This window comes from Desulforamulus reducens MI-1, from assembly GCF_000016165.1.
Taxonomy (GTDB): domain Bacteria; phylum Bacillota; class Desulfotomaculia; order Desulfotomaculales; family Desulfotomaculaceae; genus Desulfotomaculum; species Desulfotomaculum reducens.
Genome location: NC_009253.1, coordinates 1616943 through 1643834, shown reverse-complemented (window position 1 = coordinate 1643834; position 26892 = coordinate 1616943). Strand labels below are relative to the sequence as shown.

The window sequence follows — 26892 nt, the reverse complement described above, 5'->3', positions numbered from 1 at the left end:
CATAAAAACCTAACATAAATAGAGCTATTTATTTCATAGCTCTATTAACTGCAAAAATATTAAATTGGAGCATCTAATTTCAAGGATATTTTTTCAAACATAATCTTAAATATCTTGAACCTACAACAATATACCTAGAATACCAAATACATCTATGGTCCGGATAACCCCAACCAGTTTACCCTTTTCAACTACGGGTAATGAATTTACTTTCTTAGTTAAAAAAATATCAATAACCCTGTACCAGTCATCTTCAATATCTACAAAAGCAATTTTGGTAGACCTCATGACACCTTTTACCGGCATATTGGGCCCAGAATCCTTTACGGAGTAAATCCAAAGGTAATTGTCTGGTAGATCATACTTTGTTAAGACTGCCTTCAAAATATTGCGAAGCGTGACAATACCGACCAGTTCACCCTTTTTATTCGTTACCAACAGAGAGCGGTGGCCCACAATACCACCATTTTCATCCCTATGAAAGGACTTTTTTAATACTTCAATGGCTTTTTTCACCGGCATATGTTCCATTACCACCGAATACTCAGCAATAGGTACCATGACTTCACGAATGGAGATCATATACGATCACCTTACCGTCAAACTGTGACGAAAGATTCTCTGGCAAACCCATGTGACTTAAAGGCTTTTATGATAGCACTTTCTTTGGGAACAAAGTATGCACAATTTGTTGGGATGACAGTTACATCTGTTACAATAATATATTCGAGATTAAGAGATGCTTCTTTTCTAACAGACTCTTCAGTTTGCTTGATTATTTTTTGCACAACTTCATTGAGGGAGATCTTTACCCGACAATCTCCATCATTAAGACAGTCCCTGCACTTGGTTGTTAGGTCCATGTTGATCCTCCCCTTTTTATTTTAAGACCGGCAAAGGGAAAATTCCCCTTGCCGGATTTTAAGTGTTAATGTCCTGGACTTTGAACATATTGGGTATCCAACTTGTTTCTTCGTTTAAATTGAACAACATAACCAATAATCATAATAACACCGGCAACTGCCCCACCGTAAAGGGATACTGCTGCTGCCATATCTAGGACATTGGTCACTCCTGTAGAAAAAGTGGCCATTTTTAAATCACCCAGATATTTGGGGATGGCGAAGCCCCGACTTATTGCAGACATTCCAATAACCACTGCCATAACCAGCTTGATTTTTTGTTCGGATACCATTTTGGTAGCATTGGCCCCAATGTGTAACCCAATTAGAGATCCGAGATACAGTAAAAGAACTAATCGAATATCAACAAACCCGTGTAAAGCATACTGAAAGGCCCCCAATGCCCCTGAAAAAATAGCTAGGAATAATTCGGTGCCAGCAGCTACCGTGGTGGGAATACCCAACAGGTAAATCATAGCAGGCACCCCAACGAAACCACCAACCCCTACTGTACCAGCCAGCCAACCTGTAGCCATTGCTATAAGGGCAACAAACCATAAAGAAACCCGAACATTTGCCACTTTAAAGTAAATCATAGGAGGAATATTTAGATTGCAGATTTTTTCTGCAAGGGGATTTTTTGCTGACTCCTTTTTCTTTTTTCCTTGCCCTAGGATATCTCTGATAATAAAAATAGACAATCCAGAGAGCAACACCACAAACACAATACTGATATATAGGTTTGAGCCTGCTTTACCAAGCGAGGAAAAAATTGCCTCCTGAAGATGCACAGCCATATTGACACCTAATAATAAGAATATTATCATGAAGATACCTAGCTTAGCATCCACGTTACCCATCTTTGAATGTTTTTTGGCCCCTACCAGCGCCTTGCCAAATTTATGGGCCAAGTTAGAACTTACAGCGGCAATTCCAGGTACTCCCAGGGCCATCATGCCCGGGGTCATGACAAAGGCCCCACCGCTTCCCAGAAAACCACTTAACACACCGCCCAGAAAACCTAGTCCTGCCACCGAAACAGCCGTAGTTGGTGATAAATCTATAAACTTCATGACTTCTCCAGCTAAATTTACAGCTCCACCTGCCATGATCTTCCCTCCCTTTAATGATCACTTTCCAGACCTAATAGATTTAGAATATAAGACATTGCTGTACCGTAAGTAAAAGCAATAAAAACAATGGTGCCCAGCAAGCAAATGGCTGGAACAACAGATTTGCTGAGGTAGAATTTGTTTAAGGACTCAATATTAAAGAAAATAACAAGGTACGCACATAAGGCTACGACCAAAAAAATGATCGTTTTAAAAATACTGGGTTTGGATGTATCACTCATTTTCAACCTCTCCTTTGCTAGTAATTAAACAAGGTGCTTAACCCAAGCTACGCCCCTCCTTTATTTGTGATTTAATTCTTTATATAGCAAAGTCTGTGCCAACATCATAATTCCTTTGTTTCCAAGCTTTCTTTAGAAAAATACTCAAGAGGTGTAGCAATTGCAACACCTCTTGAGTATTTTTCTAAAGTTTGTTTTATCTGATTATACGCTTATTGCTTTTATTTTTGCAATATATCGTGTTTTTTCGTTTTTGTATCTTTTCCTACACCTACTTGTAGTATATAATTCACATAAAGAAAAATATCCAAAAGGGAGGTCGATTTTACTGAATAATAAAAATATTTTTCCTTTCTTTAAACAAAATAGTCTAACTAATCAGATAGTAACTATTATTGCAGTGATTATGCTTGTACCTATTGTAGCATTGATGTATGACGTATTCTTCGCCTCCCAAACAGATAAGGTAATATTTCTAGAGAAAGAGCAGCGATTAAAAGCTCTGGTTAAGAGTACTAACCAAAGTTTTATGAAAAACCTTGAGTCTCTAAGAATAACTCCCGAGAATATCTCCTCAACCACACTGCATAATGAATTTACACGGGTGGTAGAGCCGCACCTGCCTGCTAATTCTGGCATCCGCTTCGGTCTCTATGTACCTCAAACAGAAAAAATCAAAGTACTGGGTTTCCTGCATAACTATCGTAATCTCTCCCCTGAAGAGGAAGCCCAGCGGGAAAAAATTATTTTCGCCAATACTAAGCCTCGCTTGGTGGCAACTGAAATGAGCAAGGAGCCCAATTTTTACATTTCCGGTTCCTGGGATGACCAAGTTGTTGAGTACATTTCCCCTGTGATATTGCAAGGAAAAGTGGTAGCAGTTATGTGGGCAGGCGAACGTTTAAACCCCTTCTTCTACCAAAGCAATTATGCTCGGAAATTCCTTCGTTACTTTACTTTAGCAGTGTTGGCCATGGTCATGTTTGCAACCCTTTTAACAATCCGCAATATTACAACCGGTGTTGATCGTTTAAAAAAGGGGTTACATCGCATGGAACACGATATTCACCACCTACTGCCCGAGATGTCCGGCGAACTGGGCCAGGTAGCCCAGGCAGTTAACCGTATGGCCCTTGGCTTGTTGGAAAAGGAACGACTGGAAGACCAACTGCGTCAGTCGGAGCACCTTATTGCACTTGGCCGTCTGGCAACGGGCGTAGCTCACGAGTTGCGAAACCCCATCGGTATTATTAAAACCCTGGTGGAACTAATGAAAGATGAGTACTCTCAGGTTAGTGGTATCGATGAATTTACCAAAGCAGTTGACGAACAAGTGGATCGCCAAAACATGGTGATTCAAGAACTTCTAGATTTTGGCCGTCCAACAAAGGTATCTATTAAGGAATGTTCTGTTAATGACCTTCTAAAGGGTGTACTATCCTTCTCTGCTGCGATGTTGCGAAAAGAAAATGTAACGGTTCACTTGCATTTGGATGAAAGTCTGCCTAAAATCATGGCGGATACTGAAAAACTTAAACAGGTATTTGTTAATCTTATTGTTAATGCTGCGGAGGCCATGCCATCCGGTGGAACATTGGATATTAAAACAGAGCAAAGTGAAAACTTGGTGACAGTCACCTTCTCGGACACGGGTGAAGGTATTGACTTAGAAGAAAAGTCTAAGATTTTTGATCCCTTTTACACGACCAAAAAGGCTGGCACTGGGCTTGGGCTTTCTATTTCTTACCAAAACATTAAGCTACATGAAGGAACCATTGAAGTGTCTAGTACCCGGAACAAAGGAACCACATTTACCATTCGGTTGCCAAGGAAAAAACATATCTCCGAGAGGAGGGATTGTCTTGATACCACGAATTCTGGTCATTGATGATGAAGAAAGAATGTGCTGGGCCCTTGAGAGGGCATTAGGCCATGAAGGATACCAAGTGATAACAGCTACCCGGGGTCTTCGGGGTATTGAGTTAGCCCATGAAACTGAACCTTCATTGGTAATTCTGGATTTAAAGATGCCGGACATCACAGGTATTGAGGTATTAAAAAAGATTAAAAGTATCAACTCTAATATCCCTGTGATCATGATTACTGCTCACGGCACAATTGAAACCGCCATCGAAGCCATGAAATTCGGTGCCACTGATTATATCACCAAACCATTTAAGCTGGATGAACTAAAAGTTCAAGTTAAACAGGCCCTCCATCTATCCAATTTAGAAAATCAGGTTGATTTTTTACGACAGGAACTGGGTAAAAAATATGGTAAAATGGTGGGTCAGAGTGATGCAATAAAAGAGGTTTCCCTGTTAATCCGACAGGTAGCCAAAACCAATGCCACTGTTCTTATTACCGGGGAAAGTGGTACTGGCAAAGAAGTGGCAGCGGTAGAAATACATAAATCCAGCAAACGAGCCGACAGGCCCTTTGTGGCAGTCAATTGCGCAGCTCTACCGGAACAACTTCTGGAAAGTGAATTGTTTGGGCATGAAAAAGGGGCCTTTACTGGTGCCACAAGCAAAAAGAAAGGTCGCTTTGAAATTGCGGATAGGGGGACTATTTTTTTAGATGAGATTGGAGAAATGCCCATCAGCATGCAGGTTAAGTTGCTGCGGGTTCTGCAGGAAAGATGTTTTGAAAGACTGGGAGGTACCGAGACCATTCAAGTGGATGTACGAGTAATTGCTGCCACCAACTCGGAGTTATCCTCTGCCATTGCCAAGGGAACCTTTCGGGAGGATTTATATTATCGGTTAAACGTCATGCGAATTAACCTCCCTCCATTGCGTTCCCGCAAAGAAGACATCTCTTTATTGGTAAATCATTTTCTAAGTAAGTTTGATCCTTCCCGAAGTAAAAAAATATCACCGGAGGCAATGAAGATTTTAAATAACTACCACTGGCCTGGTAATATTCGAGAACTTCAAAATGCCATTGAAAGAGCTCTGATTGTTTGTCAAGGTTCAGAAATCCAACCTGTACATCTGCCCAGGGAGTTATTGGATAGTTTAAAGGAAAATGCAGACCCCATTTTAAATCTCCCGGAAAGTGGGTTCTCCCTTGAAGAGTTAGAAAAACATCTTATCATAAAAGCATTGGAAAAACATAACTATAATCAGACAAAGGCTGCAAAATATTTGGGAATTTCTCGTCCTACGTTACTTTACCGAATGCAAAAATACGGTATTAAGTTATAGGTATTATAGAAAGGGTGGTATGAATGCTGCAGAGTTTAACTGCCCGTGATGTTATGATCCCGTTAAGTGATTACGCCACGGTCTCAGCGGATGATTCTATTCGCCATGCCATTTACACCTTGAGAATTTCCATCTACCGCGATAAGTCTGGGGCCTTTCATGGTCATCGAGCCCTGATTGTACTGGATAATAAGGGTAATGTGAGTGGAATATTAACCTTATTAGATCTTTTAAAGGCAGTGGGACTTAAAGATCATTACAATGATCCTTGGGTTAAATCTGCCTCCTGGAGTTGGTTTTTTATTAATCGGATCCATGAATCTGAGGGTATTAAGGTAAAGGACATCATGCGACCCATTTTTCTAGGTACTGTAGACACCCAGCAACCAATCCAAGAGGTTATTAGGAAGATGCTTTTGCAAGAGGAGAACCTGATCCCGGTACTGGAAAACCATGTTCCCATTGGGGTTATTCGAACCATTGATTTGTTCTGGTTGCTGGGAAACCTACTATAATTGGATGCTAATAGTAGGTTTATCAATAAATGAAGTAATATATTAGAAAAACTTGGCTCCGCCAAGTCTTTAGACGTCGGCGGAGCCTTAGTTTGCCCTTATGCATATCGGAAAGTTTTATACTTTCTGATATGCCAAACAAGCCCCCGGCTTATGCCGGGGGCTTTCATTATCCGTTGCTTATTGTATTGAATGCAGCTTCTTGCAAGGTATTTTCCAGTATTTTATACTCGGAAACTACACTGACATACTCATAGCTTTTCCAGTCCAATGGTTTGTCTGAGCCCGCCTGTATAACAATAATCTCACCACTCCAAGTCTCTGTCAGATGATATTCTTTACCGTTGTGAAGGATGACACGAGTGTGCTTAGGAAACATCACAAAACCACCTCCACTGCTTTTTGAAATATATATTCAGTGAAGGTGGTTTTTAAACACATAAATAATTAAATAAATTTAATCAATTAACTGTTCTCGTTCTTTTTCTCCTGATCGTCCTCTACCGTAACCTCATTTTTGAATTCGCGTACAGTTTCACCCAGTTTTTTTCCCATACCGACCATTTTGCCAGGCCCAAAAATAATCAGAACAATAAATAAAATTAGTAGTAAGTGAGTAGGTTGCAGGGCTCCATACATAGCATTAACCTCCCTGTATTGATTATTACTGAAGACAAGGATAAAATTCTTATTTTAATCCCTAAGAATTTAATTATACAATCTATTTCGTTAAATATCTATCAGCTGATAGGGAGACAATATATTTAATTTTATAGTTTCTACTTAAGCTACGGGTTTTGTAATACAAGGTATTTATCCTTTTCAGTAGGCCCCATGATATAAACTTTTTTAATTTTATTTTTATCGTAGGGTACTTTAAAACCAAATTCTTTTAAGGTCTTGTCAGGGTTTGCTTGAACCAGTAAACGGATATACATATCCTTGCCAATCATCTTGTATTGGGAATTCTTATATTGCAGTTCTGGACTTAGGACAGTTCCCTGCAGTACGATATTGCCTTGTTCAAATTGGGGAGCATATAAATAGATCCTGGATGTATCCAATACATGCAGTTGCTCAACTGGTTTTTCCAGTGGCGCCCCCGATGCTAACTGCAAATGAAAACTGTTTTTGGCTAAATAATACCCACCGGCACAAAGCAAAACCAACATTGACAAAAAAAGGAATCTCTTAAGTCCCTTCTTCATCTGATACTTTTTTTTCTTTCTTTTCCCTCTGGTTAAGCCATCTATTTTATCTTCCCTGGAAGGCAAATTGCCAGCTGACGTGTCTATTATGGTAGGAATGGTCATCCACCTCTTCATGGTCTGTCTATTTCTCCTTCTATAATAACGACTACTCATGTGAAATTCCACTACTATTTTCCAAAAAACACAGTTTTTAAATTTTTTGGGTGATTATTGAGCAATTCTACCCATCTTTAATAGTCTAAAGGGCCCATATATATTACAGACCTGACCTTTGGCAAAACATTTGCAAATTCCGCCCAATTATGCTAAGTCCCTTATATTATTGTCCTAATCTCATTCATCAGTTTTGTTTGGACTGGGTATATAAAAATTTCCAGCGGTTTTGCTATAGGGAACAGGAATATCCGTTGTTGTAAACCTTTTAATGGGTGCCTTCAGATTAAAATTACAAATGTTACCTAAGTTCCAAAAATAAGCAATATTAAAGAGGTTGTTTTTATGCACGAACCTATCTGGACCGAAATAAACTTGAATGCTATCCGGCATAACATAAAAGAGGTTTTTGCACAGTCAGGGTGCGATTTAGGCATGACAAAACAAAGGTCTTAGCTCTTTAAGAAAAATGCATTATAATAGTGATAGGTATAATAAGGGGGTTAGGTTATGGACGAGTTAAGAAATATTTTGTGTGAAAGACGAATTTACACCAATTCTTGTCTTAGCCATGCCCACTCCTTTGGCCAATTGCTGTTGCCCCTACAAGGAACTCTATTTATTGAGACTAACTTACACAGAGTAAGACTTGATAACAAGCACTTATTCTTTTTACCACCTGGAGATAACCACACCTTCTATTCCAAGGACAAGAATGAATTTCTTGTCCTGGATATTCCCGCATCATTATTACCAGAACAAAACTATAAAAATATGGATGGTGGGGTTTATTTACCTTTGGACCAGCGTTGGGAATCTCTTCGGTTTTTATTTTTAAGTGAAACAGGAGCGCATTCTAAACCAAATCCATCCCTTCATGATTTGTTCAGATATGCCTCCCGTCTTTTATACAATTTTGATCAACCAGTATCCATCCAATATGTGCAAAACCATTACCAGGAAAAAATATCTCTGGAGTATTTGGCGGCACTGGAACATTATAACCCGTCTTATTACTGTCAATGGTTTCAGAAAAAAACAGGACTTTCACCGCTTGCCTTTATTCAGAAACTCCGTTTAGAAAAAGCTAAATACCTTTTAATCAATACTGACTTCTCTTTATTAAGAATTGCTCAGGAGGTTGGCTATGAACAGCAATCTTCTTTGGCGAGGTTGTTCAGGCAAAAAGAAGGTATGTCCGCCTCGGACTATCGAAAAGCTTTCCAAAGATAAGATAAAGAAATGCTAAATAAAGGGCAAAAAAAGCCCTTTATTTTATTTATAATGAGGATAAGTATTTTTTGCAGGAGGGATGTCTTTGAAAGAGCATTATGTAGGGGCCTTTTACTTATCGCTGGCTGCCAGTATTTGGGGAGGCATGTATGTTGTTAGCAAATTCGCCCTTGATACAATACCACCCTTTACATTACTTTTTATCCGTTATCTGATTGCATCCGGTCTATTGTTGGCAATTCTCTATTTCAAAGGGGCTCAATTGATCCCCCGCCAACAGAGAAACCTGGTCTTTCAGATAGGATTTGTTGGTTATTTTCTATCCATTGCCGCTCAATTTATCGGTACAAAATTATCTTCAGCCCACATGGGTGCAGTAATAACAACCTTATCACCAGTCTTCTTATCCGCCTTTGCCATTCCTTTATTGAAAGAAAAGATTACCCTCAAGCAGGTGGTTTCCATTGCCATTGCCTTTATCGGTGTGCTGGTGGTTGTTGGTATGCCCGGTTCACAGGGTCCAGATAAAACTATTATAGGAAAACTGTTTTTACTGGAGGCAGCACTTTTCTGGGGTTATTATTCGGTGATCTCTAGAAAGATTTCCACCATCTATACACCCCTACAGATCACCACCTGGGGCATTCTAATTGCTACTGTCCTGACTTTTCCCTGTATTTTTTTTGAACGTAACATATGGTCCTTTGAGGATTTGATTCAACTCCCCATGGTGCTAAGCATCTTGTATATTGCTATCATTTCTACTGCCTTAGCATTTTTTAGTTGGAACAAAGGTCTATCCATGCTACCTTCTCACCAAGCAGGATTGTTTTTCTTCTTTCAACCGGTGGTAGGCACACTGCTGGGTTTGCTGTTCTTACAAGAACAACTAAGCAATACTTTCTTTCTTGGCAGCTTTTTTATCATTTTGGGGGTTTACTATAATATGAGGGGAAACACTTCCCAAACCGTAAATACCATAAAAACAACCTCTTCCGATTAGAAGAGGTTGTTTAGCTTGTTGGCAAAGTTATTAAAAATATTTACTTATCCATAGTGAACGATTTTCGAAGCAGTGTAACAGCATTCTGGGGACACCTTAGGTCGTAAGGTGTCCCTCAGAGTTAATAACTTGACTATTTGCGTTCTTTTAGAGCCTTGTAAACCCGCTCCTCAGTTAAGGGTATTTCAAAGAACCGGATTCCAATGGCTTCGTATACTGCATTGGCAATGGCAGCAGCAGTCGCCACCAGTCCAGTTTCCCCAACGCCCTTAGCACCAAAGGGACCTGTGGGATCTTCAGCCTCTACAATAATGGCCTTCATTTCTGGAATATCCATGGCTGTGGGTAGCATGTATTTATGAAAGCCATCATTTAACTGTTTCCCTTTGCTATCATACTTAATCTCCTCACTGAGAGCGTAGCCAACACCCATTGCCAGTCCGCCCTCCAATTGCCCCTCCACAATAATGGGGTGTATGGCTTTTCCTACATCGTGAGCAGCAACCAGCTTAATTATACTTACTTTTCCTGTTTCGGTATCGACCTCAACTTCGGCAAAGTGGGCCAGGTAGGGAGGAGCATTCTGCGGTATAATTTTACCTACCCCAATAAACTGTAGACCATGCAGGTGGGCTTCAATTGCTACTGTACCCAGAGGAACTCGAATTTCCTCATTGAGGGTTGAATAAATAATACCTTCTTCAATATCCAACTCGTCTGGATTTACATTCAGCATCTTGCCAGCATATTCAACCACTTGTTTTCTGGCATCCTGGGCAGCAGCCACCACCGCTGTACCGGATGCATAACAGGTACGGCTGGCGTGACTACCAATCTCAAAGGGAGTGGACTCCGTATCAGCAATGGTAATGCCCACTTGATCAATGGTGACCCCTAATATTTCTGCAGCCATCTGGCTAAGGGTGGTCATGGTTCCAGTACCCATGTCCGGCACCCCGCTGGCTACATGAACAGAACCATCCTGTTGCACTGTTACATAGGCATTGGAATAGTCCCCGCAGAAGGGCCAAGCATTGGATACGTGGGTACCAATGGCCATACCCATTCCCCTCCGCTTAGTACCGTCCTTGCTTAGCTTGGTTCTGCGCTCCCAACCAATTTCCTTAGCTCCCCGGTCCATGCACTCTTCCAAGCCGGAACTCAAGCAGGGATAGGGCAACACCCATGGCTGGCCAGTCCGCATCATGTTTTTCCGTCTTAGTTCTAAGGGGTCCATTGAAAGGGACTCAGCAATAATATCCACCTGGGAATCCACAGCAAACATGGCCTGTGGGTTGCCAAAACCCCGCATGGCTCCAGCAGGAGTGGTATTGGTGTATACACTATGACCATCATATAGTTGGTTCGGGCAATAGTAGATAGAAAGACCCATAGCGCCAAGAACCCCGGGAGCTTCTGCACTCCAACTGCAATAGGCACCAGAATTAAGGATGGCAGTTATTTTGCGAGCATTAAAGGTTCCATCCTTGTTAACCCCTGTTTTAACAGTTACATAACCTGCATGCCGTGTATCTGAAGCAATAAAGTCTTCCTTACGGTCGTATACCACTTTAACCGGTTGTTTAGCCAGCATGGCCAGAGCCAGGGCTATGGGTTCGGCCTTGGCGGACAATCCGATACGAACGCCAAAACCGCCGCCAATATAAGGTGGGTTCAATACACGAACTTTACTGTAGGGTATACCAAAAATGGTTGCTAAAATTCTTCTGGAGGGGTGGGGAGTTTGGGTGGTAGACCATACCGTTACCTTACCATCCACAGCAACCTGGGCCACTGCCGCCTGGGTCTCCATTTGTGCCTGCTTTTGCACTGGCAGTTTAAAGGTATGCTCAAAAACATAATCGGCTTCGTTAAAACCCTTTTCGACATCACCCATTTCTATATGAATTTTCTCCCCGGGAATATTCTTGCCGGCCTCAGATTCGTGAATAACCGGAGCATCATCCTTCATAGCCTCTAAGGGGTCAAATACAGTGGGTAATAATTCATATTCCACTTCAATTAATCCTAAGGCTTCCTGGGCTATACTTTTGGAAACAGCCGCCACTGCAGCAACTTCATCCCCCACATAGCGAACCACAGAATCAAATATATATTGGTCTTCCACAGGCTGCAAGGGCGGAATGGTGAAAGTGGAAGTAGCCGAAGTATTAAATTTTACCCGAGGGGTATTAAGATAAGTAGCCACAGCCTTTACCCCCGGCAGGGCCTCCGCTTTGCTGGTATCAATCTTGACAATCCTTGCGTGGGGATGCGGACTTCGTAAAACCTTGCCGTATAACATACCAGGTAATTTTATATCAGTGGTAAAGGTCGCTTTCCCCATGGCCTTTTCCATTGCGTCTAACCGACGAACGCTTTTTCCAACCACAGCATAATCTTTTTTCACTTTTTTCCCTCCCTTACTGTTCTTTATTGTTTTTCATTATCTCAGCGGCAGACTGTACGGCCTCTTCAATTTTTACATAGCCAGTGCATCGGCAAATATTTCCCGCAATGGCCTCTTTGATTTCTGTACGGGTTGGAGCTAAGTTTTGATCCAATAGAGCTTTAGCCGACATGATCATACCAGGGGTACAAAAACCACATTGAATAGCGCCATGGTCAATAAAGGTTTCCTGCAACGGGTGCAGTTTTTCTGAAGTACCGATACCTTCAATGGTTTCCACCTCGCTATCCATTGCCTGTAAAGCCGGGACTATGCAGGAATTTACACTTTTACCATTCATTATAACGGTACAGGCCCCACATTCTCCTTTGCCGCAACCCTTTTTAGTTCCGGTTAAACCCAGTTGATCCCTTAATACATCAAGTAAAGTATCTTCAGGGGAAACAAGCAATTCCATGGGATCCCCATTTAGCTTAAAATTCAATACTTTCTTCTTCACTTGAATACCTCCCTTAAGATTGATAACTTACCTTGCTGCGGATATAGCTTGTTCCAGTGCACGTTTGACTAAAACCTCCAAGACTTCTTTTCTATACTCCGCGGAACCTCTTAGGGCACTGTTACGGGGATTGGCTTCTGTACAGGCCACCCTGGCAGCCTCTTCTATAAGCTCCTCACTGACGGATGCATTCTGTAATACTTTTTCTGCCATTCTTGCTCTAATTGGTTTTGGGGCCACTGGAGCCATGACAATACGAACCCATTCTACTTTTTCTTCCTTAAGAGAGATAACAACTGCAACATTTAGCATAGGCAGTGCCAGTGCTCCCCTCTGAGCAAGTCTTACAAAGGCAGAACCCTGCCCCTCAACTAAGGCCGAAAATTTCACAGCAGTAACCAGTTGTTTAGTAGAATCAACCGTTGATTTACCGACTCCAGCATACATTTCTTCAACAGGTACATAAACAGTGCCTGTCATGTCTTTAATTTCTGCCTCGGCTCCCAAAGCAACTAAAGCCACTGCGGCATCTGCAGCGGGCTGGGCATTTAAAACATTACCAACCACCGTAGCCGTATTTCTAATTTGAAGCGATCCCACTGATCCAGAAGCGTCGGACAATAGAGGTGCCTTTGTTTTAATTAACTCCGAATTTTTTACTTCACTGTGTGTTACCGCAGCACCTATGACAATTTGTCCATCCATATAATCAATCTTTTTGAGTTCACCGATCTTAGTAATATCAATCAGACAATCTGTTTTGAGTTTTCCTGAGTTAAGATCCAGCATTGCATCTGAGCCACCGGCAATGATCCTGGCTTTTCCTGCATATGTGTTAAGCTCAGCTAAAACATCATCAACCGATTTGGCGAGTACATAATCCTTTAACACTGCACTACCTCCTTTGTTTATCCTCTCCACTAAACAGTGGGGTCCTTTGTTAATTAGAAACGCAATTTCCATGCCAATTATCGGAATTGGTTAAATATACAGACTTTAGGGCTTAATAGCCTTAAAGCGTGCTAATAAGCAAATACATTCACCGAAGATCATGGCCAAAAAAACGGCATGGGCCAAAAAATCGGCCCATGCTTTAGGTTAAAATCGCTTTAGTCTCTCTCATTTAGATAGTACCGCAAAACCCTGGTGGTACAATTCATCTTTTCTGCTGCCTCTACTCGATTCCCATTAACCCTTCTTAGACCTTCCTGAACCACCCGTTTTGTAATATAATGTTGGGCAACCTTGAGTTTTTTACTCAATTCATTAAGATCCACAGGAATTGTAGCCAACTGGTCTGCCAAAGCACGAGAATATTGGTTAATAATTTCCTCAATATTATCCCCAGTTAATAAATTTAGCTTTTCGAAGTTATTTTCTCCCTTATTTTTAATTTGATCCGGCAGAATATCCGGGGTTATCCTCCCCTTTTCAGCCAAAGCCGCCGCTTGGGCCATAACATTGGCCAGTTCCCTGACGTTGCCGGGCCAGGGGTAATTTATTAGAATATCGATGGCGGCAGGCTCAATTATTAGTTCATGGCCGTTTTCATGACTATAAAACCGCTTTGCAAAATGGTTAACCAAGGGCTCAACATCACATTTCCGCTCCCTTAAGGGCGGGATGTCCAGGGTTAACACATTTAAACGATAATAAAGGTCCTCTCGAAACTGTTTCATAGCCACAGCATCAATTAAGGAAACATTGGTAGCGGAAATAACCCTAACATCAGTTCTCTTAATTTTTTCTCCTCCCACAGGTAGAAACTCCCCGCACTCCAGCACCCGTAGTAATTTAGCTTGGATGGCTGGACTGGCATTCCCCACTTCATCTAGGAATAGGGTCCCGCCATCGGCAATTTGGAATATCCCTTTGCGTACACCTTGAGCTCCGGTAAAGGAACCCTTCTCATGTCCGAACAACTCACTTTCCAATAAACTTTCAGTAAAAGCAGCACAATTGACCGCTATGAAGGGCTGAGAGGTTCGTAGGCTCTGGCTGTGTATGTAGCGAGCCACCACTTCTTTGCCCACACCAGTTTCTCCCTGGATAAGAACAGCTATGTTTTTGCTAGCAATCTTTTTTGCCAATGCCAATGCGTTTACTAAGGGACTTCTATGCGAACAGATTATTCCGTTCCTAAACAACTCCTTAACAAAGGACTCGTTGTCCTGGGGGACTCTCCTCGAGGTATCTAATGCTGAATCAATCAACGACTCTAGTTCTTCTATTTCCTCAAAGGGTTTTTCAATGTAGTCATAGGCCCCTAATTTTATAGCATCCACAGCAGTCTTTACGGTACTGTAGCCAGTCATAAGTATAACCCTGCAATCTGGCTGAACTGCTTTAATTTGCTCCAGCACCTTAATACCATCTGTGTCCAGCAGCCTTAAGTCTACAAAGGCTAATTCAAAGGAATCTTGTAATAGCATTGCTGTTAATTCCTTGCCTGAGTAGGCCGTAACAACCTCATAGCCCTTTTCCAAAAGGAGAAATCGAAAAAAATTACAAACCTCAATTTCATCATCTACTATAAGCACTTTTATCTGCCTAGTCATTCTTCTCACCCTTCTGCCCAGCTGGGATGATTAAACTGAAGGTACTTCCCTGCCCTAGTTCACTTTGAACCACTATCCTTCCTCCATGACTTTGTGCAATACCCAAACTGACCGATAGACCTAGCCCAGTACCTTTAAAATTTTCTTTAGTTGTAAAGAAAGGATTGAAAATTTTCGATATATTTGACTGTTCTATGCCACAACCATTATCTTTTACCGAGATAAAAACTTCATTAACTTCGGAATCCTTTGGTAAACTGCCAGTGGTGATGGTGATAATCCCTGCAGGGTCTCCGTATAACGCATCTTTGGCATTTAGAAGAAAATTAACCACAACTTGCTCTAACTGCTGCTTATTACCCAATATTGGGGACAACTCCTGGTGTATGTTGGTTTTAATACGTATATTGGTCTTTTCAATTTGATAGGAAACTAGGGCTAGGCTGTTTTCAACCACCTGATTTAAACAAACAGACTCATTGTGATATTGTTCTTGCCTTGAAAATGCCAATAAATTTTGGATTATTCTTTTGCAACGGGTTCCGCAATTCTTGATATCCACTAGCATTGGATAGCTAGCATGTTCCTGCCCAAATTTGCGTAATAGAAGTTGGGAATCACCCAGAATTGCAGTTAGGGGACTGTTCAATTCATGGGCCACACCCGCAGCCATTTCTCCCACCGCCGCCAGCTTAGCGGATTGCACAAGCTGACTCTGTATATGAATACGTTCTGTAACATCTGATATATAGATGACTAAACCCACGGTCTGACCATTTTCATCAAAAAGTGGGTAAGCAAAGGTATCCATAATTTTATCAGGGGTATGGGTGATTAGTTCATTTGCCGGTTTGCCGGTGGTAAAGGCATTTCTGGCCGGGCATGGGTTGCATTGCTTATGATCTTTGCCAAATACTTCATAGCATTTTTTTCCTAACAATTGACGGTAATGAACGCCTTTAACTTCCACCTTATTGATGTTCATAATGGTAAAATCCAAATCAATGGTGAATAGCGTATCGGGTACCGCACGAAACGTTGCTTCCCACTCTCTCTGGCTTTTTAAAACCTCACCATACAAGCTGCTATTTTGTAAGCAGACCGCCAACTGGTCAGCCAATTGCTGAACAAACACAAAGTCCTTCTGTGAATAGGCCTCGGTTTTATTACTGCCAAAGTTTAGCGTACCAATTACATTATCTTGAATTAGCAAGGGTGCCATAATGGCAGAACGTATGCCTACCTTTCTAAGGTCCCTATCTTCTCCATACTTTTCTGGGTCTTGCCAAATATTTTGACGCAAAAAGCACTTTTTTTCCCGCATGGCTTTCCAAGGGGCAGAGTTCTCCCTGGGTAATACCGTACCGACCCCTAGAATTACCTGTTCCTTAGGAATACCAGACTTAATAACCAACTGATCCCCCTCCAGCAGGCAAAAGCTTAAGAGGTCGTAGGGTATTACTTCCTTAAGAGGTTCCGCAGTACGCTCGATAATCTCGTCATAGGACATAGCTACTGTAATACTACGGGCTATTTCATTTATAATCTCTAACCTTTTATTTTGTTTGGTCATTTCTTCAATGGTTTTTCTAAGCTCAACATAGTGATTGAGCCTGGTGGATCGAACACCGATAAGTTTATTTAGTAACTCTTCATTTTTCTCAAATTTAACCATTAGCAAGCCCTTCCTAGCAGATCAATAACATCATTTAAGCCAATGTTCATTGGATTGGTAACCAGACATATGTCTTTGGTAATATTCTCCGCCAGGAGAGGATAAAGTTTCATATTAATACCTAAATCTGAAAGCTTGTCCGGCAATTCCAGAACCGCAAATAAATTTTTGATAGCTGGTATTACCTTATCTGCTCCATTTTGCACCGAAGTAACCTTTTCTCCAAGAGCCTCTGCAATCCTAGCATATTTTAATGGATTTGCTGGTAAATTGTATTCTACCACATGGGGCAGCAAAACCGCATCAACCATTCCTGCAGGTATATCCAACCATCCACTTATCTGATGTGTTATGGCATGTACTGCACCTAATATGGCATTGGAAAATGCCAAACCTGCATTAAGGTTGGCCATAGCCATACTCTGATTTAAATCCGTGCTTCTCTTTCCTCCCTTAACTAGGCGTAAACTGTCCGCTGCTAATGTTATAGCATTCAATGCAAACAAGTCAGTCATAGGAGTTGCACCCTTTGAAACATAGGCTTCAATGGCATGGGTTAATACATGGACCCCCGAATAAATCATGGCTTGGTTATTTAAGGTTTCTAATAACTGGGGATCATGAATGGAAATGTAGGGTATCAGAGATTTCGATACAATGGTCATCTTTCTTTTTTCCGGGGCATTCACAATAATTGAAAATTGAGAAACCTCTGACCCCGAACCGGCTGTGGTGGTCACAGCAACGATGGGCGGTAATGGTCGAGTGATGCTGTCAATTTCTTCATAATCAGAGAGTTTTCCTCCGTTTGACACTAACAAGGCCACAGCCTTGGCAGCATCAATTGGACTACCACCCCCTACCGCTAACAGCGAATCACACTTATTATCTATATATTTATTAACACCACAGTATATTTCGTAATCCTTGGGATTGGGGGAAACATCTTTCCAAACAATACACTCCAAACCATTGTCGTTAAGACTTCCTAGAACACGCTCCAGCCACCCACTGGCATGCACACCTCTGTCGGTCACAACAAAAACACGTTTAGCACCTAACCGACTTGCGCTTAGCCCACACTCTGTCGCAGTACCAGGGCCAAAAATAATTTCCGGAGAAACAAATTTAAATACGTCCATGGACTATCTCCTAATCATGAGAATATATTGTTTAAATTAAACAAGGATTTAAACAAATCCTTCAATAAGGAATTCACTTGACAACTTTCCTATGGTAATACATAATCTTGAAAATTATTGCGCTTATAACCTTGCTTTGCTACATTATCAAAAACCTATTTGCAATATGAACACAGATGAGATGTACAGTTATGGATCAGCCTATTAATGCATTTAATTAAGGTACTATTGCTTCTTTTATTAAAAATGAAGCCTTTACATGGGTAATAAAGGGTTTGTTCAGTCATACCAATTCCAATAATTGATCCTTTAAAAATTTGTTCCGTTTCTTAATAAATTGGAGAATATACTCAGGTTCTGCATCAAACTTTCTAAGAGATTTTTGTTTATAAGGATCAAGGTTAATATGGGGACGAAGCACATTATAAAGGGCGGTAACCTGGGGTTCAAGAACCTCGGGGATGAAGAGTGTCTCTATGGTTTCCTCAAACATTAGCCGGTACTGATGCCGAAAATAAGGAACATCCATTATTCGAGCGGTTAGAGTATTGGCACCCCGAATAGGGATATAGTTGTATTCCATAATCTTTCCATAACAATCACGTCCCCAAGTTCCATCATAATCCCAGGGGATCATTTCAAACAAGCCGTTATCAGAGTTACGATACAGGGCATAGTTTTGAATAAAGCCATCATAGTTTTGTGTACATACCACCCCTATTAACCATCGCAGATATTTCCCAATATCAACATACTTCACAATCTCTTTGCCAAAATCTTCACGGGAAACCGTGTTGATTTTATAAATGAGTTCACAAAGATATCCATCATCTGACTTAGTACCAACCTTTCGTTTATAACCATCCATAAGGGAATCCTTAACATCATCGGTATCAGGGGCTAGCAAGGAAAAGTTCGCATCATGATTGTGAGCATAAAAAATAGCCCCAGCTGGCAGACCCCTCTTTTTTATAAGCAAATCATCCACAGATTCCAGTTGAAGGAATACACCCATAAACGTACCATTTAACAAAAGTAAAACATATTTGGCCTCTGGGCTCAGTGTACCTAAACTTTTAAAGAAATCGAATGAAAGTTTATTGCGCATTAGCGATGGATCAAGATACTCAGCATTTAAATGAATTTCCCGCCCACCAGCAAAGGTCTCGGGTTTTATAAACTTGAGGTGGTATGATTTCTTCGGTAATTCACGGGTAAGGGCCCCTCGATAGGCTATCTCAACTTGATAGGATGTGTTACTTATTTTAAGTTGAGCCGGAACATGCTCATTGTTCCATATATCACTGCGAAGCTCCCGAAGATCCCTGGGGTTAATAAACAAAGAATAGGACGGTATATTTCGCCCGTTGTTTTCCATATTGGTAACCCTTCCTTTCGATATCCTTTTATTATTATGTTATAAAAGGGTTAAATGGAATGTTACGCATAAAATATACATTTTGATAGTTTTGGAACATTTTTCCTTAATATACCATATGGTGTATTAACCTATATGTAGGAAATCTTCAAAAAGGAGTGTTCTTATGCGGGATATGGATAAGAGCGAACTTAGAAAATTACTGCACGAAAAAAATGTTCAGGGACTCATGAAAATGTTTATGAAATGCAATCCATGGCACACCTGCGGTGATTGTAACGAATCAGATGATTCTAAAGGTTCCTGTTGTTCTAATAGTAATAGATACCACAAGTCCTGTGGTTCTAAAGGTTCCTATGACAAGAAACACCACAAGCCCTGTGGCTCTAAGGGTTCTTACGACAAGAAAAACAAGTACAAAGAATGCTATGGATACAAATGCAACTGTACTGTGGAAGTATTCTACAAAAACAAAGACGCAAAAAGAATATAAAAAACAGATGCAACAATCCTTCCATCGATGCTTAATATTGTAGTCTAAATAATAATAAGATAAATTAAGCCCTAAGTTAGCGCCGACACCCCCCAACTCCGGCAACCTTAGGGCTTTTTTCAGTCAGATTAAGAATGAAGCAATAGCACCCTTATAATAAATATCAAATAATTTATCATGTGTTTGGATAATTGTTGTAAAATATATTTAGAAAAAATATAGTACCAGACCATTAATAATCTTGAATAAAAATAGGAAGGGGAGTTAATATGCGTTTTAGGTGGGAAATGGTGGAATTAACTGGATGGATCGGTTTTATACTGTTGGGGTTGTGTTTTGCTAGGTTATTAACCAGGACTGCACCAACTAACGCTCTTGTACAGATGCTTGTTAGAAATCATAAAAAAATGGCTTGGTCTGCATTTTTGTTACTATCCTTGCACGGGTTTTTAGCTTGTTCCATTAAAACTTTTGGCTTTGGGAGAGGGGGATTGTGCTCTTCTCTATTTACAGAAATCGGCTTAGGACTGTTAACATGGTTTATTTTGTTTACAACCTGTCTCTCCTCCCTGATACTTTCCCATACTAAATTCAAAAAGACACATCTCCTTATGACCCTATTGTTTACACTGACATTATTCATACATATCGAATAAAAAGTGTATTCTTTGTAATACAGTATTTTTGGACCCAAATTAGTACCACCTATACCCACGGGGCTGGCCAGCTAATTGATACCGTCAAGAAAACTATCCAAAAATAATTTATCATATCACTAAAGAAGTAAATAGGCTGATTTGAAAAAACAATGGTTTCATTCCTGTCTGGAATGAAACCATTGTTTTAAACTTTAAGTTGCTTTTCTTTTACCCCAGGGTTTAAATACAGAAATGAATGCAGCAATAATTAGGACCAGGGCCTGCAATACCCCAAAGTAAGTGTTCATTTTTGCATAGTTCAAATAGGTTGAATTTTTCAATACCAAAACCCGCTCAACCTCAGAGAGAGCTTCCATGCCGTTTAACCAGGGACCCAGGAAGAATGTACCAAATAGGATTGCTGAGATATTGATAATATACTTGACGATTATCCAGTTAAATTTCAAAAAACCCCAGTTAGTTAGCCAAGAAAATAAAAGGCCCGTAATTAAGCATCCAAAAGCCGAAGGAATAATGATAAAGTCATCAATTAGCTTTATTGAGGCATTCACTGCCCATAGTTCATCCCCATTGGAAATATGCCCTCTCACAAGATTAAGAAGTACCATAGAAACAGCCGCACCAATCCATAGGCAAGCAAAAAAGATATGAAAACCTTTAAGCCATGCTTTTCCTGTTAAACCTAGTTTATTAATTTCCAATTCCCTCCTTACAATATAGAATCTTCGCTCTTATTTTACCAAAAATTACCTCTAAGTTGCATGATTAAAATAAATGAAAGATTAACTTGAAAGGATTTTAAATTGAAACAATATACCACTATAAGAAATATATTGTAACAAAGATAGTGAGAGATATGTAAAACATTGTTAGTGGTAGGCGTACTGATACTTAGTACATATCCCACGGAAAATGGAGTTTGAGGAACAATTTGTTACTTTACCCCATATTATGGTACTAAAAAGGCGAAGGAGTGTTATCATATGGCCGATAACCCAAAGGATAAAACAACCAACCAAGAAACTGAACCAGTGCAAACCAATGCCGTGAACAATTTTTGCCCTTCCTGCGGACCTGGTACTAACCCGTTACAGACACCCTATCCAGGATACCCCTGTGTGAACTATAAATATCATCCTACTTATATGTATGTAGCTCAGTATGCCTATCCAGAGTCCCTAAGATTAATCGTAGAATCTGTAAGTGGTGAAAGAGAAGATGAATTGTTTTACAACTATATGGTAAGCATTGCCCCGGCTGGACAAAAAGACATTGTAGCTTCCATTCGAGATGACGAAATCAAGCACAACAAAATGCTGCGGGAGTTGTATTGGGAATTAACCGGACAGGAGATACCACCTGCCCAGAACAATACCTTCCAACCTCCCCAAAGTTACTGCGAAGGAATAACCAGTGCCCTATTTGGGGAACTGGCTGCAGTGGAAAGATATCGAAAAATTTTATATGGTCTTGAGTTCCTACCTTATAGAAATATGATTACCGAAATTTATACCGATGAATTAAAGCACAGCAGCAAATGGAATTACTTATTTACCCTTAACAACTGTGCTTATGCTAAACCCTACTAAAACAAAGGAATCAAACAGAAAGGGTGGTTATAATATGTCTGTTAATATTGAAGCCTTGAGGGGTTGCTCCTGGCTCCCTCTTGTGGGTTGCTTTCTGTTCTTCCTGCTTTTCCTGCTAATTATTTGTTGCTGCTGTTTCTTATTCTAAATAAACCAACAATAGGTCTTAAAAGAAGTTGTGTGGTACCCTGCCACACAACTTCTTTTTCACTATGCTAAGCATTCCCATAGGCTCGCCGATAGATTTCTTTTAGCTCTTCGATCAAAGGCATCCGTGGATTAGATGTGGTACACTGATCCTCAAAGGCTCGCTCAGACATCTCTGGTACTGCAGCCTCAAATTCTGCCTTGGGAATCCCGCAGTCGGCAATAGTTAATGGTATATCCAACTGCTGCATTAAATTACGGATTGCCCCCACCAAGCTATGAACCCCCTCTTCTACAGTCTGACTGGGTAGCCCCAAATATCTGGCGATTTGTTGATACTTTTCGGGAGCGACATAATATTCGTAATTGGGAAAGGCAGCAAATTTACTAGGGTAGCTGGCGTTGTATTCAATAACATAAGGGAGCAATACCCCATTGGCCCGGCCATGCGATAAGCCAAACTTAGCCCCCAGGATATGGGCCATGCTATGGTTAATCCCTAGAAAGGCATTGGTAAAGGCCATCCCAGCAATGGCAGAGGCATTGTGCATCTTAATTCTTGCTTCCTTGTCTTGACCATTCTTATAAACTCTGGGCAAGTACGCAAAGACCAATTCAATGGCTTTCAAAGCCAGACCATCGGTATAATCCGAAGCCATTACAGCCACGTAAGCCTCAATGGCATGGGTTAACACATCAATACCAGTATCCGCCGTAACCTTCGGGGGAACGGACATAACAAAATCACTGTCAATGATAGCAACATCCGGCGTAAGCTCATAATCTGCCAGGGGATACTTGACTTTCCTTTGCTTGTCAGAAATTACGGTGAAGGCTGTAATCTCAGAACCACTGCCACTGGTGGTTGGTACTGCCACCAACTTAACCTTGCGGCCCAATTTTGGATATTTGTACGTCCGTTTGCGGATGTCCAGAAACTTTAGTTTAAGAAATTCAAATTTCATCTCGGGGTACTCATACAACAACCACATGCCCTTTGCTGTATCAATGGAGGATCCGCCCCCCAGGGCAATCAGTGTATCTGGATTAAACTTCTCCATCAATTCTACGCCTTGACTAACAATTTCTATGGGAGGATCCGGTTCTACTAAGTCAAAGACCTCAATTTGGACATCGTTTTGACGTTTGCGCAGATGGTAGGTCACCCTCTCCACATACCCCATGTCATTCATAACCTTGTCTGTAACTATTAAGACTTTTTGAACATCTGGCATTTTTGTCAGATACTGAATGGATCCGGGCATAAAGTAAATGCGTTCCGGCACCCGAAACCACTGCATTTTTTCTTTACGGGTAGCTACCCTTTTTACGTTAATCAGATTCTTCACACTGACGTTAGCAGTGGTTGAGTTACGCCCCATCGAGCCACAACCAAGGGTTAAGGAAGGTACATTGGTATTATAAATATCTCCGATGGCCCCATGGGTACTGGGTGAGTTTACAATAATACGTCCTGCACGAACCACCTGCGAAAAATGCTTGATTAATTCTTCATTCTCCGAATGAAGAACAGCGGAATGACCAAGGCCACCAAACTCAAGCATGTCTACGCACCTTTGAATCCCTTCTTCACTACTGTTCACTATATATAAAGCCAAAATGGGGGAAAGCTTTTCCATAGAAAGAGGATATTCTGGTCCTACTCCTTCCAAGGGAGCCACCAAAATTTTTGTACCACTGGGTACTGAAATTCCAGCCATTTCTGCAATATGCGTAGCCGGTTGCCCTACAATTTGCGGATCAATAAACCCAGCATCATGATCAATGGCTGCTTTGTTTAATTGTTCAATTTCAGTGGGTGATAAAATATAACAACCACTGTCTCTCAGATAGCCAATGGTAAGATCCGCAATCTCCCGATCAATAATAACAGCCTGTTCCGAAGCACAGATCATCCCGTTATCAAAGGTTTTACTTAAGATTAAATCCGTCACTGCCCGTCTTATGTTAGCAGTTTTCTCAATATAACAGGGTACATTGCCCGGACCCACGCCAAGGGCTGGTTTACCGGAACTGTATGCCGAACATACCATGTTTGTTCCCCCGGTAGCTAAAATAAGGGATACACCGGGATGAGCCATCAACTGCTGGGTCGCTTCTACGGAGGGTTTTTCAATCCAACTAATACAATCCTTTGGCGCTCCTGCAGCTATAGCAGCTTCTAACATCACTTTCGCTGCTGCTATGCTGCATTTTAAAGCTCCTGGGTGAAAACTAAAAACCACAGGATTCCTGGTTTTAGCACATATTAATGCTTTAAACATAGTGGTTGAGGTAGGGTTGGTTACAGGAACTACGGCAGCCACCACCCCAATGGGTTCTGCCACTTCTAAAAAATTCTCCTCGGTATTTTCGTTGATAATCCCCACAGTGCGCTCATATTTAATACTGTGATAAACCTCTTCGGTGGCAAAAATATTCTTTGTAATTTTATCCTCGTAGACACCCCTCTTTGTATCTATCACAGCCATCTTAGCCAGCCCCATATGATTTTCCAATCCAGCTAAGGCCATGGCTTTCACAATATTGTCTACCTGCTCTTGATTTAGATGGAGATATTCTTCCTGGGCCTGTCTGGCTTTTTTTACCAAACCATTTATTGTGACCGAGATATTTTGATCAGGCTTTTGTTCAGACAATCTACCTTCACCTCTTCACTTTAGTTTCCTCAGTAGTGTCTGTCTAAATGGCCTATAATATATCTTCTAAGGTTTAAAATCTTTATCTAAATTTATTTTTATCTTTAAAAGTTAGAAAAACTTGGCTTCGCCAAGTCTTTAGACGTCGGCGGAGCCTTAGTTTGCCCTTATGCATATCGGAAAGTTTTATACTTTCTGATATGCTTAAAAAACTTTTTGCCTTCTTTCCAAACATATATACCAATCCAACAATTTAATAATTTTTCTTTTCTCCCTTTTATTGTTAAAATTCAACAAAAAGTTTTGCAGGATATTTTTTATAATTGAAGAAATTTTTAAATAATTTAATAAATTCTTGGGAGGGGGTCGCTTTGGAAATTCATAAGTCAAGAGACCACCAAATAATAGAACAAGAATTGAACGAAAATCAAGTCTTAGCCTCTATGTGGGATGTACTTATCGAAAATCCTTATGAAGGTATGATTGTTGTAAACGCACAGGGGTATATTATCTTTATTAATAATACCTATCTAAATATTTTAGGTCTCAAAAAAAGTGATGCTATAGGAAAACATGTTTGGGATGTTACCAGCCATTCTCAATTACCCCAGGTGATTGAGACAGGCCGCCCCATTTTATATGATTTCTGGGAAGTCAATGGTCGTAAACTAATTGTTGTACGTATTCCCATTATTAACAACGAAGGCAACGTTATTGGAGCCATCGGGAAATCTCTCTTTACCGATATACCTTCAGGAAAACTGCTATTTACTAAACTGCAGGTATTGGAAAAGGAGTTAGCTTTTTACAAAGAAGAAATACGCAAGGTTTATAAGGCTAAATACTCTTGTAAAAATCTAATTGGAGAAAGCGAGTCAGTTAAGGAAATAAAAAAACTTGCCCGCAAGGTGGCCTCTTCTAACTCCACCATTCTGATTACCGGCGAAAGCGGTACAGGCAAGGAACTACTTGCCCAGGCCATACATAACGCCGGTTGCCGAAACCAAAGGCCCTTCGTTCGGGTAAATTGTGCTGCTGTACCAGAAAATCTACTTGAGACAGAACTTTTTGGCTACGATGACGGAGCCTTCACCGGGGCCAAAAAAGGTGGTAAACCTGGTAAATTTGAATTAGCCCAAGGAGGTACCATTTTCTTGGATGAAATTGGGGAAATACCTCTCACTATGCAGTCAAAACTTTTGGCCGTTCTACAGGAAAGGGAATTGGAGCGTGTAGGGGGAATTAAGACTGTTCCTTTAGATGTACGGGTTATTTCAGCCACCAACCGAAACCTTGAGGATATGGTTAAAAATGGTACTTTTCGGGAGGATCTTTATTATCGTTTAAATGTAATAAACTTTCGATTACCTTCACTGCGAGAACGTTCAGAGGATATTCCTCTGTTAGTTAATTATTTGACTCATAAACTAAATAAAAAGTTAAATTGTCATGTGGAAGGGTACACAGAGCAAGCTATGCAACTGCTAACAAAATATCATTGGCCTGGAAATGTAAGACAGTTGGAAAATGCTTTAGAAAGAATGTTTAGTTTTACAGATGATAAGATCTTATCCACAGAGCATATGCCTTTTCTCAAAAAAATTGTTAATGTTAATTCTAGTGAAGTTAATACAAAATCTTTAGCCGAGACCATTGCTGAAACCGAGAAGAAAATGATTTTGGATGCCTTGCAAAAGGTTGATGGCAATCGAAATAAGGCTGCGAAGCTTCTGGATATACATCTTTCGGTTTTATACAGAAAAATAAAAAAATATGATATTTAATACTAGTCCTCACCTTTTAAGGGTGAGGCTTTTTTAGCATATCAGAAAGTATAAAACTTTCCGATATGCATAAGGGCAAACTAAGGCTCCGCCGACGTCTAAAGACTTGGCGGAGCCAAGTTTTCTTTCTTTCGCTAATTTGCCAATCCCTTCTCAAAAAGAGAAAACCCATAAAATCTAGGTTTTACCAAATATTTCTTAATCAAGATTTGCTAAATTGAGAAAATTCATAATTTTCAATATTTAATTTTTGTTTGCTGTTTTAAAATTATCTTTTTTTTTCAGCTTTTTTCTTTATTTTTCTCATTAATTAACACG

Annotated in this window: 25 protein-coding genes; 8 read left to right on the top strand and 17 right to left on the bottom strand. The window is 40.5% G+C overall.

Annotation, left to right across the window (positions count from 1 at the left end):
- Positions 1-120 precede the first annotated feature (120 nt).
- The 4 genes from DRED_RS08165 to DRED_RS08150 all read right to left on the bottom strand — a co-directional run bounded on the left by DRED_RS08165 (position 121) and on the right by DRED_RS08150 (position 2256).
- The gene (locus tag DRED_RS08165) at positions 121-582 is read right to left on the bottom strand and encodes a CBS domain-containing protein (protein ID WP_011877859.1); all 462 of its coding nucleotides are present in this window, start codon (positions 580-582) and stop codon (positions 121-123) included.
- 17 nt (positions 583-599) lie between these two features.
- On the bottom strand, positions 600-863 hold the full coding sequence (locus tag DRED_RS08160; protein ID WP_041274540.1) for a hypothetical protein: 264 nt from the start codon (positions 861-863) through the stop codon (positions 600-602).
- Positions 864-928: 65 nt separating this feature from the next.
- Entirely contained in the window at positions 929-2011 is a 1083-nt protein-coding gene (locus tag DRED_RS08155; protein WP_011877858.1) for a sulfite exporter TauE/SafE family protein, read from the bottom strand.
- A 14-nt stretch (positions 2012-2025) separates the two neighbouring features.
- Positions 2026-2256, bottom strand: a complete 231-nt coding sequence (locus DRED_RS08150) for a hypothetical protein (RefSeq protein ID WP_041274539.1) — start codon at positions 2254-2256, stop codon at positions 2026-2028.
- Positions 2257-2662: 406 nt separating this feature from the next.
- Between DRED_RS08150 and DRED_RS08145 the strand changes: the two genes are divergently transcribed.
- From DRED_RS08145 to DRED_RS08135, 3 genes are read left to right on the top strand one after another with little or no spacing between them, the layout of a single operon-like run.
- Positions 2663-4144 (top strand): ATP-binding protein, encoded by a 1482-nt coding sequence (locus DRED_RS08145; protein WP_156779626.1) that lies wholly within the window; start codon positions 2663-2665, stop codon positions 4142-4144.
- A complete protein-coding gene (locus tag DRED_RS08140) occupies positions 4119-5465 on the top strand; it encodes a sigma-54-dependent transcriptional regulator (RefSeq protein WP_011877856.1) in 1347 nt (448 codons plus the stop codon). Before DRED_RS08145 ends, DRED_RS08140 begins: the two co-directional genes overlap by 26 nt.
- Positions 5466-5488: 23 nt before the next feature.
- Positions 5489-5980, top strand: a complete 492-nt coding sequence (locus DRED_RS08135) for a CBS domain-containing protein (RefSeq protein WP_011877855.1) — start codon at positions 5489-5491, stop codon at positions 5978-5980.
- Positions 5981-6149: 169 nt separating this feature from the next.
- Here DRED_RS08135 and DRED_RS08130 read toward each other — a convergent pair whose 3' ends face one another.
- The 3 genes from DRED_RS08130 to DRED_RS08120 form a co-directional block, all read right to left on the bottom strand.
- The gene (locus DRED_RS08130) at positions 6150-6362 is read right to left on the bottom strand and encodes a hypothetical protein (RefSeq protein WP_156779625.1); all 213 of its coding nucleotides are present in this window, start codon (positions 6360-6362) and stop codon (positions 6150-6152) included.
- 83 nt (positions 6363-6445) lie between these two features.
- Positions 6446-6619: a twin-arginine translocase TatA/TatE family subunit gene (locus DRED_RS08125; RefSeq protein ID WP_011877854.1), complete on the bottom strand. Its 174-nt coding sequence runs from the start codon at positions 6617-6619 to the stop codon at positions 6446-6448.
- A 149-nt stretch (positions 6620-6768) separates the two neighbouring features.
- Positions 6769-7305: a hypothetical protein gene (locus DRED_RS08120; RefSeq protein ID WP_238442593.1), complete on the bottom strand. Its 537-nt coding sequence runs from the start codon at positions 7303-7305 to the stop codon at positions 6769-6771.
- A 549-nt stretch (positions 7306-7854) separates the two neighbouring features.
- Here DRED_RS08120 and DRED_RS08115 point away from each other — a divergent pair.
- Together DRED_RS08115 and DRED_RS08110 are read left to right on the top strand one after the other, a co-directional pair.
- Positions 7855-8577, top strand: a complete 723-nt coding sequence (locus DRED_RS08115) for a helix-turn-helix transcriptional regulator (RefSeq protein WP_011877852.1) — start codon at positions 7855-7857, stop codon at positions 8575-8577.
- Positions 8578-8662: 85 nt separating this feature from the next.
- Positions 8663-9580, top strand: coding sequence for a DMT family transporter (locus DRED_RS08110; protein WP_011877851.1), 918 nt, complete (start codon positions 8663-8665; stop codon positions 9578-9580).
- 133 nt (positions 9581-9713) lie between these two features.
- Here the strand turns inward: DRED_RS08110 and DRED_RS08105 are convergent, their stop codons facing one another.
- The 7 genes from DRED_RS08105 to DRED_RS08075 form a co-directional block, all read right to left on the bottom strand.
- Positions 9714-11990, bottom strand: a complete 2277-nt coding sequence (locus DRED_RS08105; protein WP_011877850.1) for a xanthine dehydrogenase family protein molybdopterin-binding subunit — start codon at positions 11988-11990, stop codon at positions 9714-9716.
- A gap of 13 nt (positions 11991-12003) precedes the next feature.
- A complete protein-coding gene (locus tag DRED_RS08100) occupies positions 12004-12489 on the bottom strand; it encodes a (2Fe-2S)-binding protein (RefSeq protein WP_011877849.1) in 486 nt (161 codons plus the stop codon).
- 27 nt (positions 12490-12516) lie between these two features.
- Positions 12517-13380: an FAD binding domain-containing protein gene (locus tag DRED_RS08095; RefSeq protein ID WP_011877848.1), complete on the bottom strand. Its 864-nt coding sequence runs from the start codon at positions 13378-13380 to the stop codon at positions 12517-12519.
- 218 nt (positions 13381-13598) lie between these two features.
- Complete coding sequence (locus DRED_RS08090; RefSeq protein ID WP_011877847.1) at positions 13599-15047, bottom strand: sigma-54-dependent transcriptional regulator; 1449 nt, start codon at positions 15045-15047, stop codon at positions 13599-13601.
- Positions 15040-16722: a GAF domain-containing sensor histidine kinase gene (locus DRED_RS08085; RefSeq protein ID WP_011877846.1), complete on the bottom strand. Its 1683-nt coding sequence runs from the start codon at positions 16720-16722 to the stop codon at positions 15040-15042. Before DRED_RS08085 ends, DRED_RS08090 begins: the two co-directional genes overlap by 8 nt.
- The gene (locus tag DRED_RS08080) at positions 16722-17864 is read right to left on the bottom strand and encodes an iron-containing alcohol dehydrogenase (protein ID WP_011877845.1); all 1143 of its coding nucleotides are present in this window, start codon (positions 17862-17864) and stop codon (positions 16722-16724) included. Before DRED_RS08080 ends, DRED_RS08085 begins: the two co-directional genes overlap by 1 nt.
- A 283-nt stretch (positions 17865-18147) precedes the next feature.
- Entirely contained in the window at positions 18148-19242 is a 1095-nt protein-coding gene (locus DRED_RS08075) for a CotH kinase family protein (protein ID WP_011877844.1), read from the bottom strand.
- A 166-nt stretch (positions 19243-19408) separates the two neighbouring features.
- Here DRED_RS08075 and DRED_RS08070 point away from each other — a divergent pair, with 166 nt between their 5' ends.
- Positions 19409-19735 carry a hypothetical protein gene (locus DRED_RS08070; protein ID WP_041274537.1) on the top strand — a complete coding sequence of 109 codons (327 nt, stop codon included), beginning with the start codon at positions 19409-19411 and terminating at the stop codon, positions 19733-19735.
- 397 nt (positions 19736-20132) lie between these two features.
- Here the strand turns inward: DRED_RS08070 and DRED_RS08065 are convergent, their stop codons facing one another.
- Both DRED_RS08065 and DRED_RS08060 read right to left on the bottom strand, forming a co-directional pair.
- On the bottom strand, positions 20133-20429 hold the full coding sequence (locus DRED_RS08065; protein WP_156779623.1) for a hypothetical protein: 297 nt from the start codon (positions 20427-20429) through the stop codon (positions 20133-20135).
- A gap of 156 nt (positions 20430-20585) precedes the next feature.
- A complete protein-coding gene (locus DRED_RS08060; protein WP_011877843.1) occupies positions 20586-21095 on the bottom strand; it encodes a DUF2269 family protein in 510 nt (169 codons plus the stop codon).
- A gap of 282 nt (positions 21096-21377) precedes the next feature.
- Between DRED_RS08060 and DRED_RS08055 the strand changes: the two genes are divergently transcribed.
- Positions 21378-21983, top strand: a complete 606-nt coding sequence (locus tag DRED_RS08055) for a ferritin-like domain-containing protein (protein ID WP_011877842.1) — start codon at positions 21378-21380, stop codon at positions 21981-21983.
- 215 nt (positions 21984-22198) lie between these two features.
- On the opposite strand, the gene adhE is transcribed toward DRED_RS08055, so the two are convergent.
- Positions 22199-24790, bottom strand: a complete 2592-nt coding sequence (adhE, locus tag DRED_RS08050; RefSeq protein ID WP_011877841.1) for a bifunctional acetaldehyde-CoA/alcohol dehydrogenase — start codon at positions 24788-24790, stop codon at positions 22199-22201.
- Between the two features lie 371 nt (positions 24791-25161).
- Between adhE and DRED_RS08040 the strand changes: the two genes are divergently transcribed.
- Positions 25162-26574: a sigma-54 interaction domain-containing protein gene (locus DRED_RS08040; RefSeq protein ID WP_011877840.1), complete on the top strand. Its 1413-nt coding sequence runs from the start codon at positions 25162-25164 to the stop codon at positions 26572-26574.
- The last annotated feature ends 318 nt before the right edge of the window (positions 26575-26892 follow it).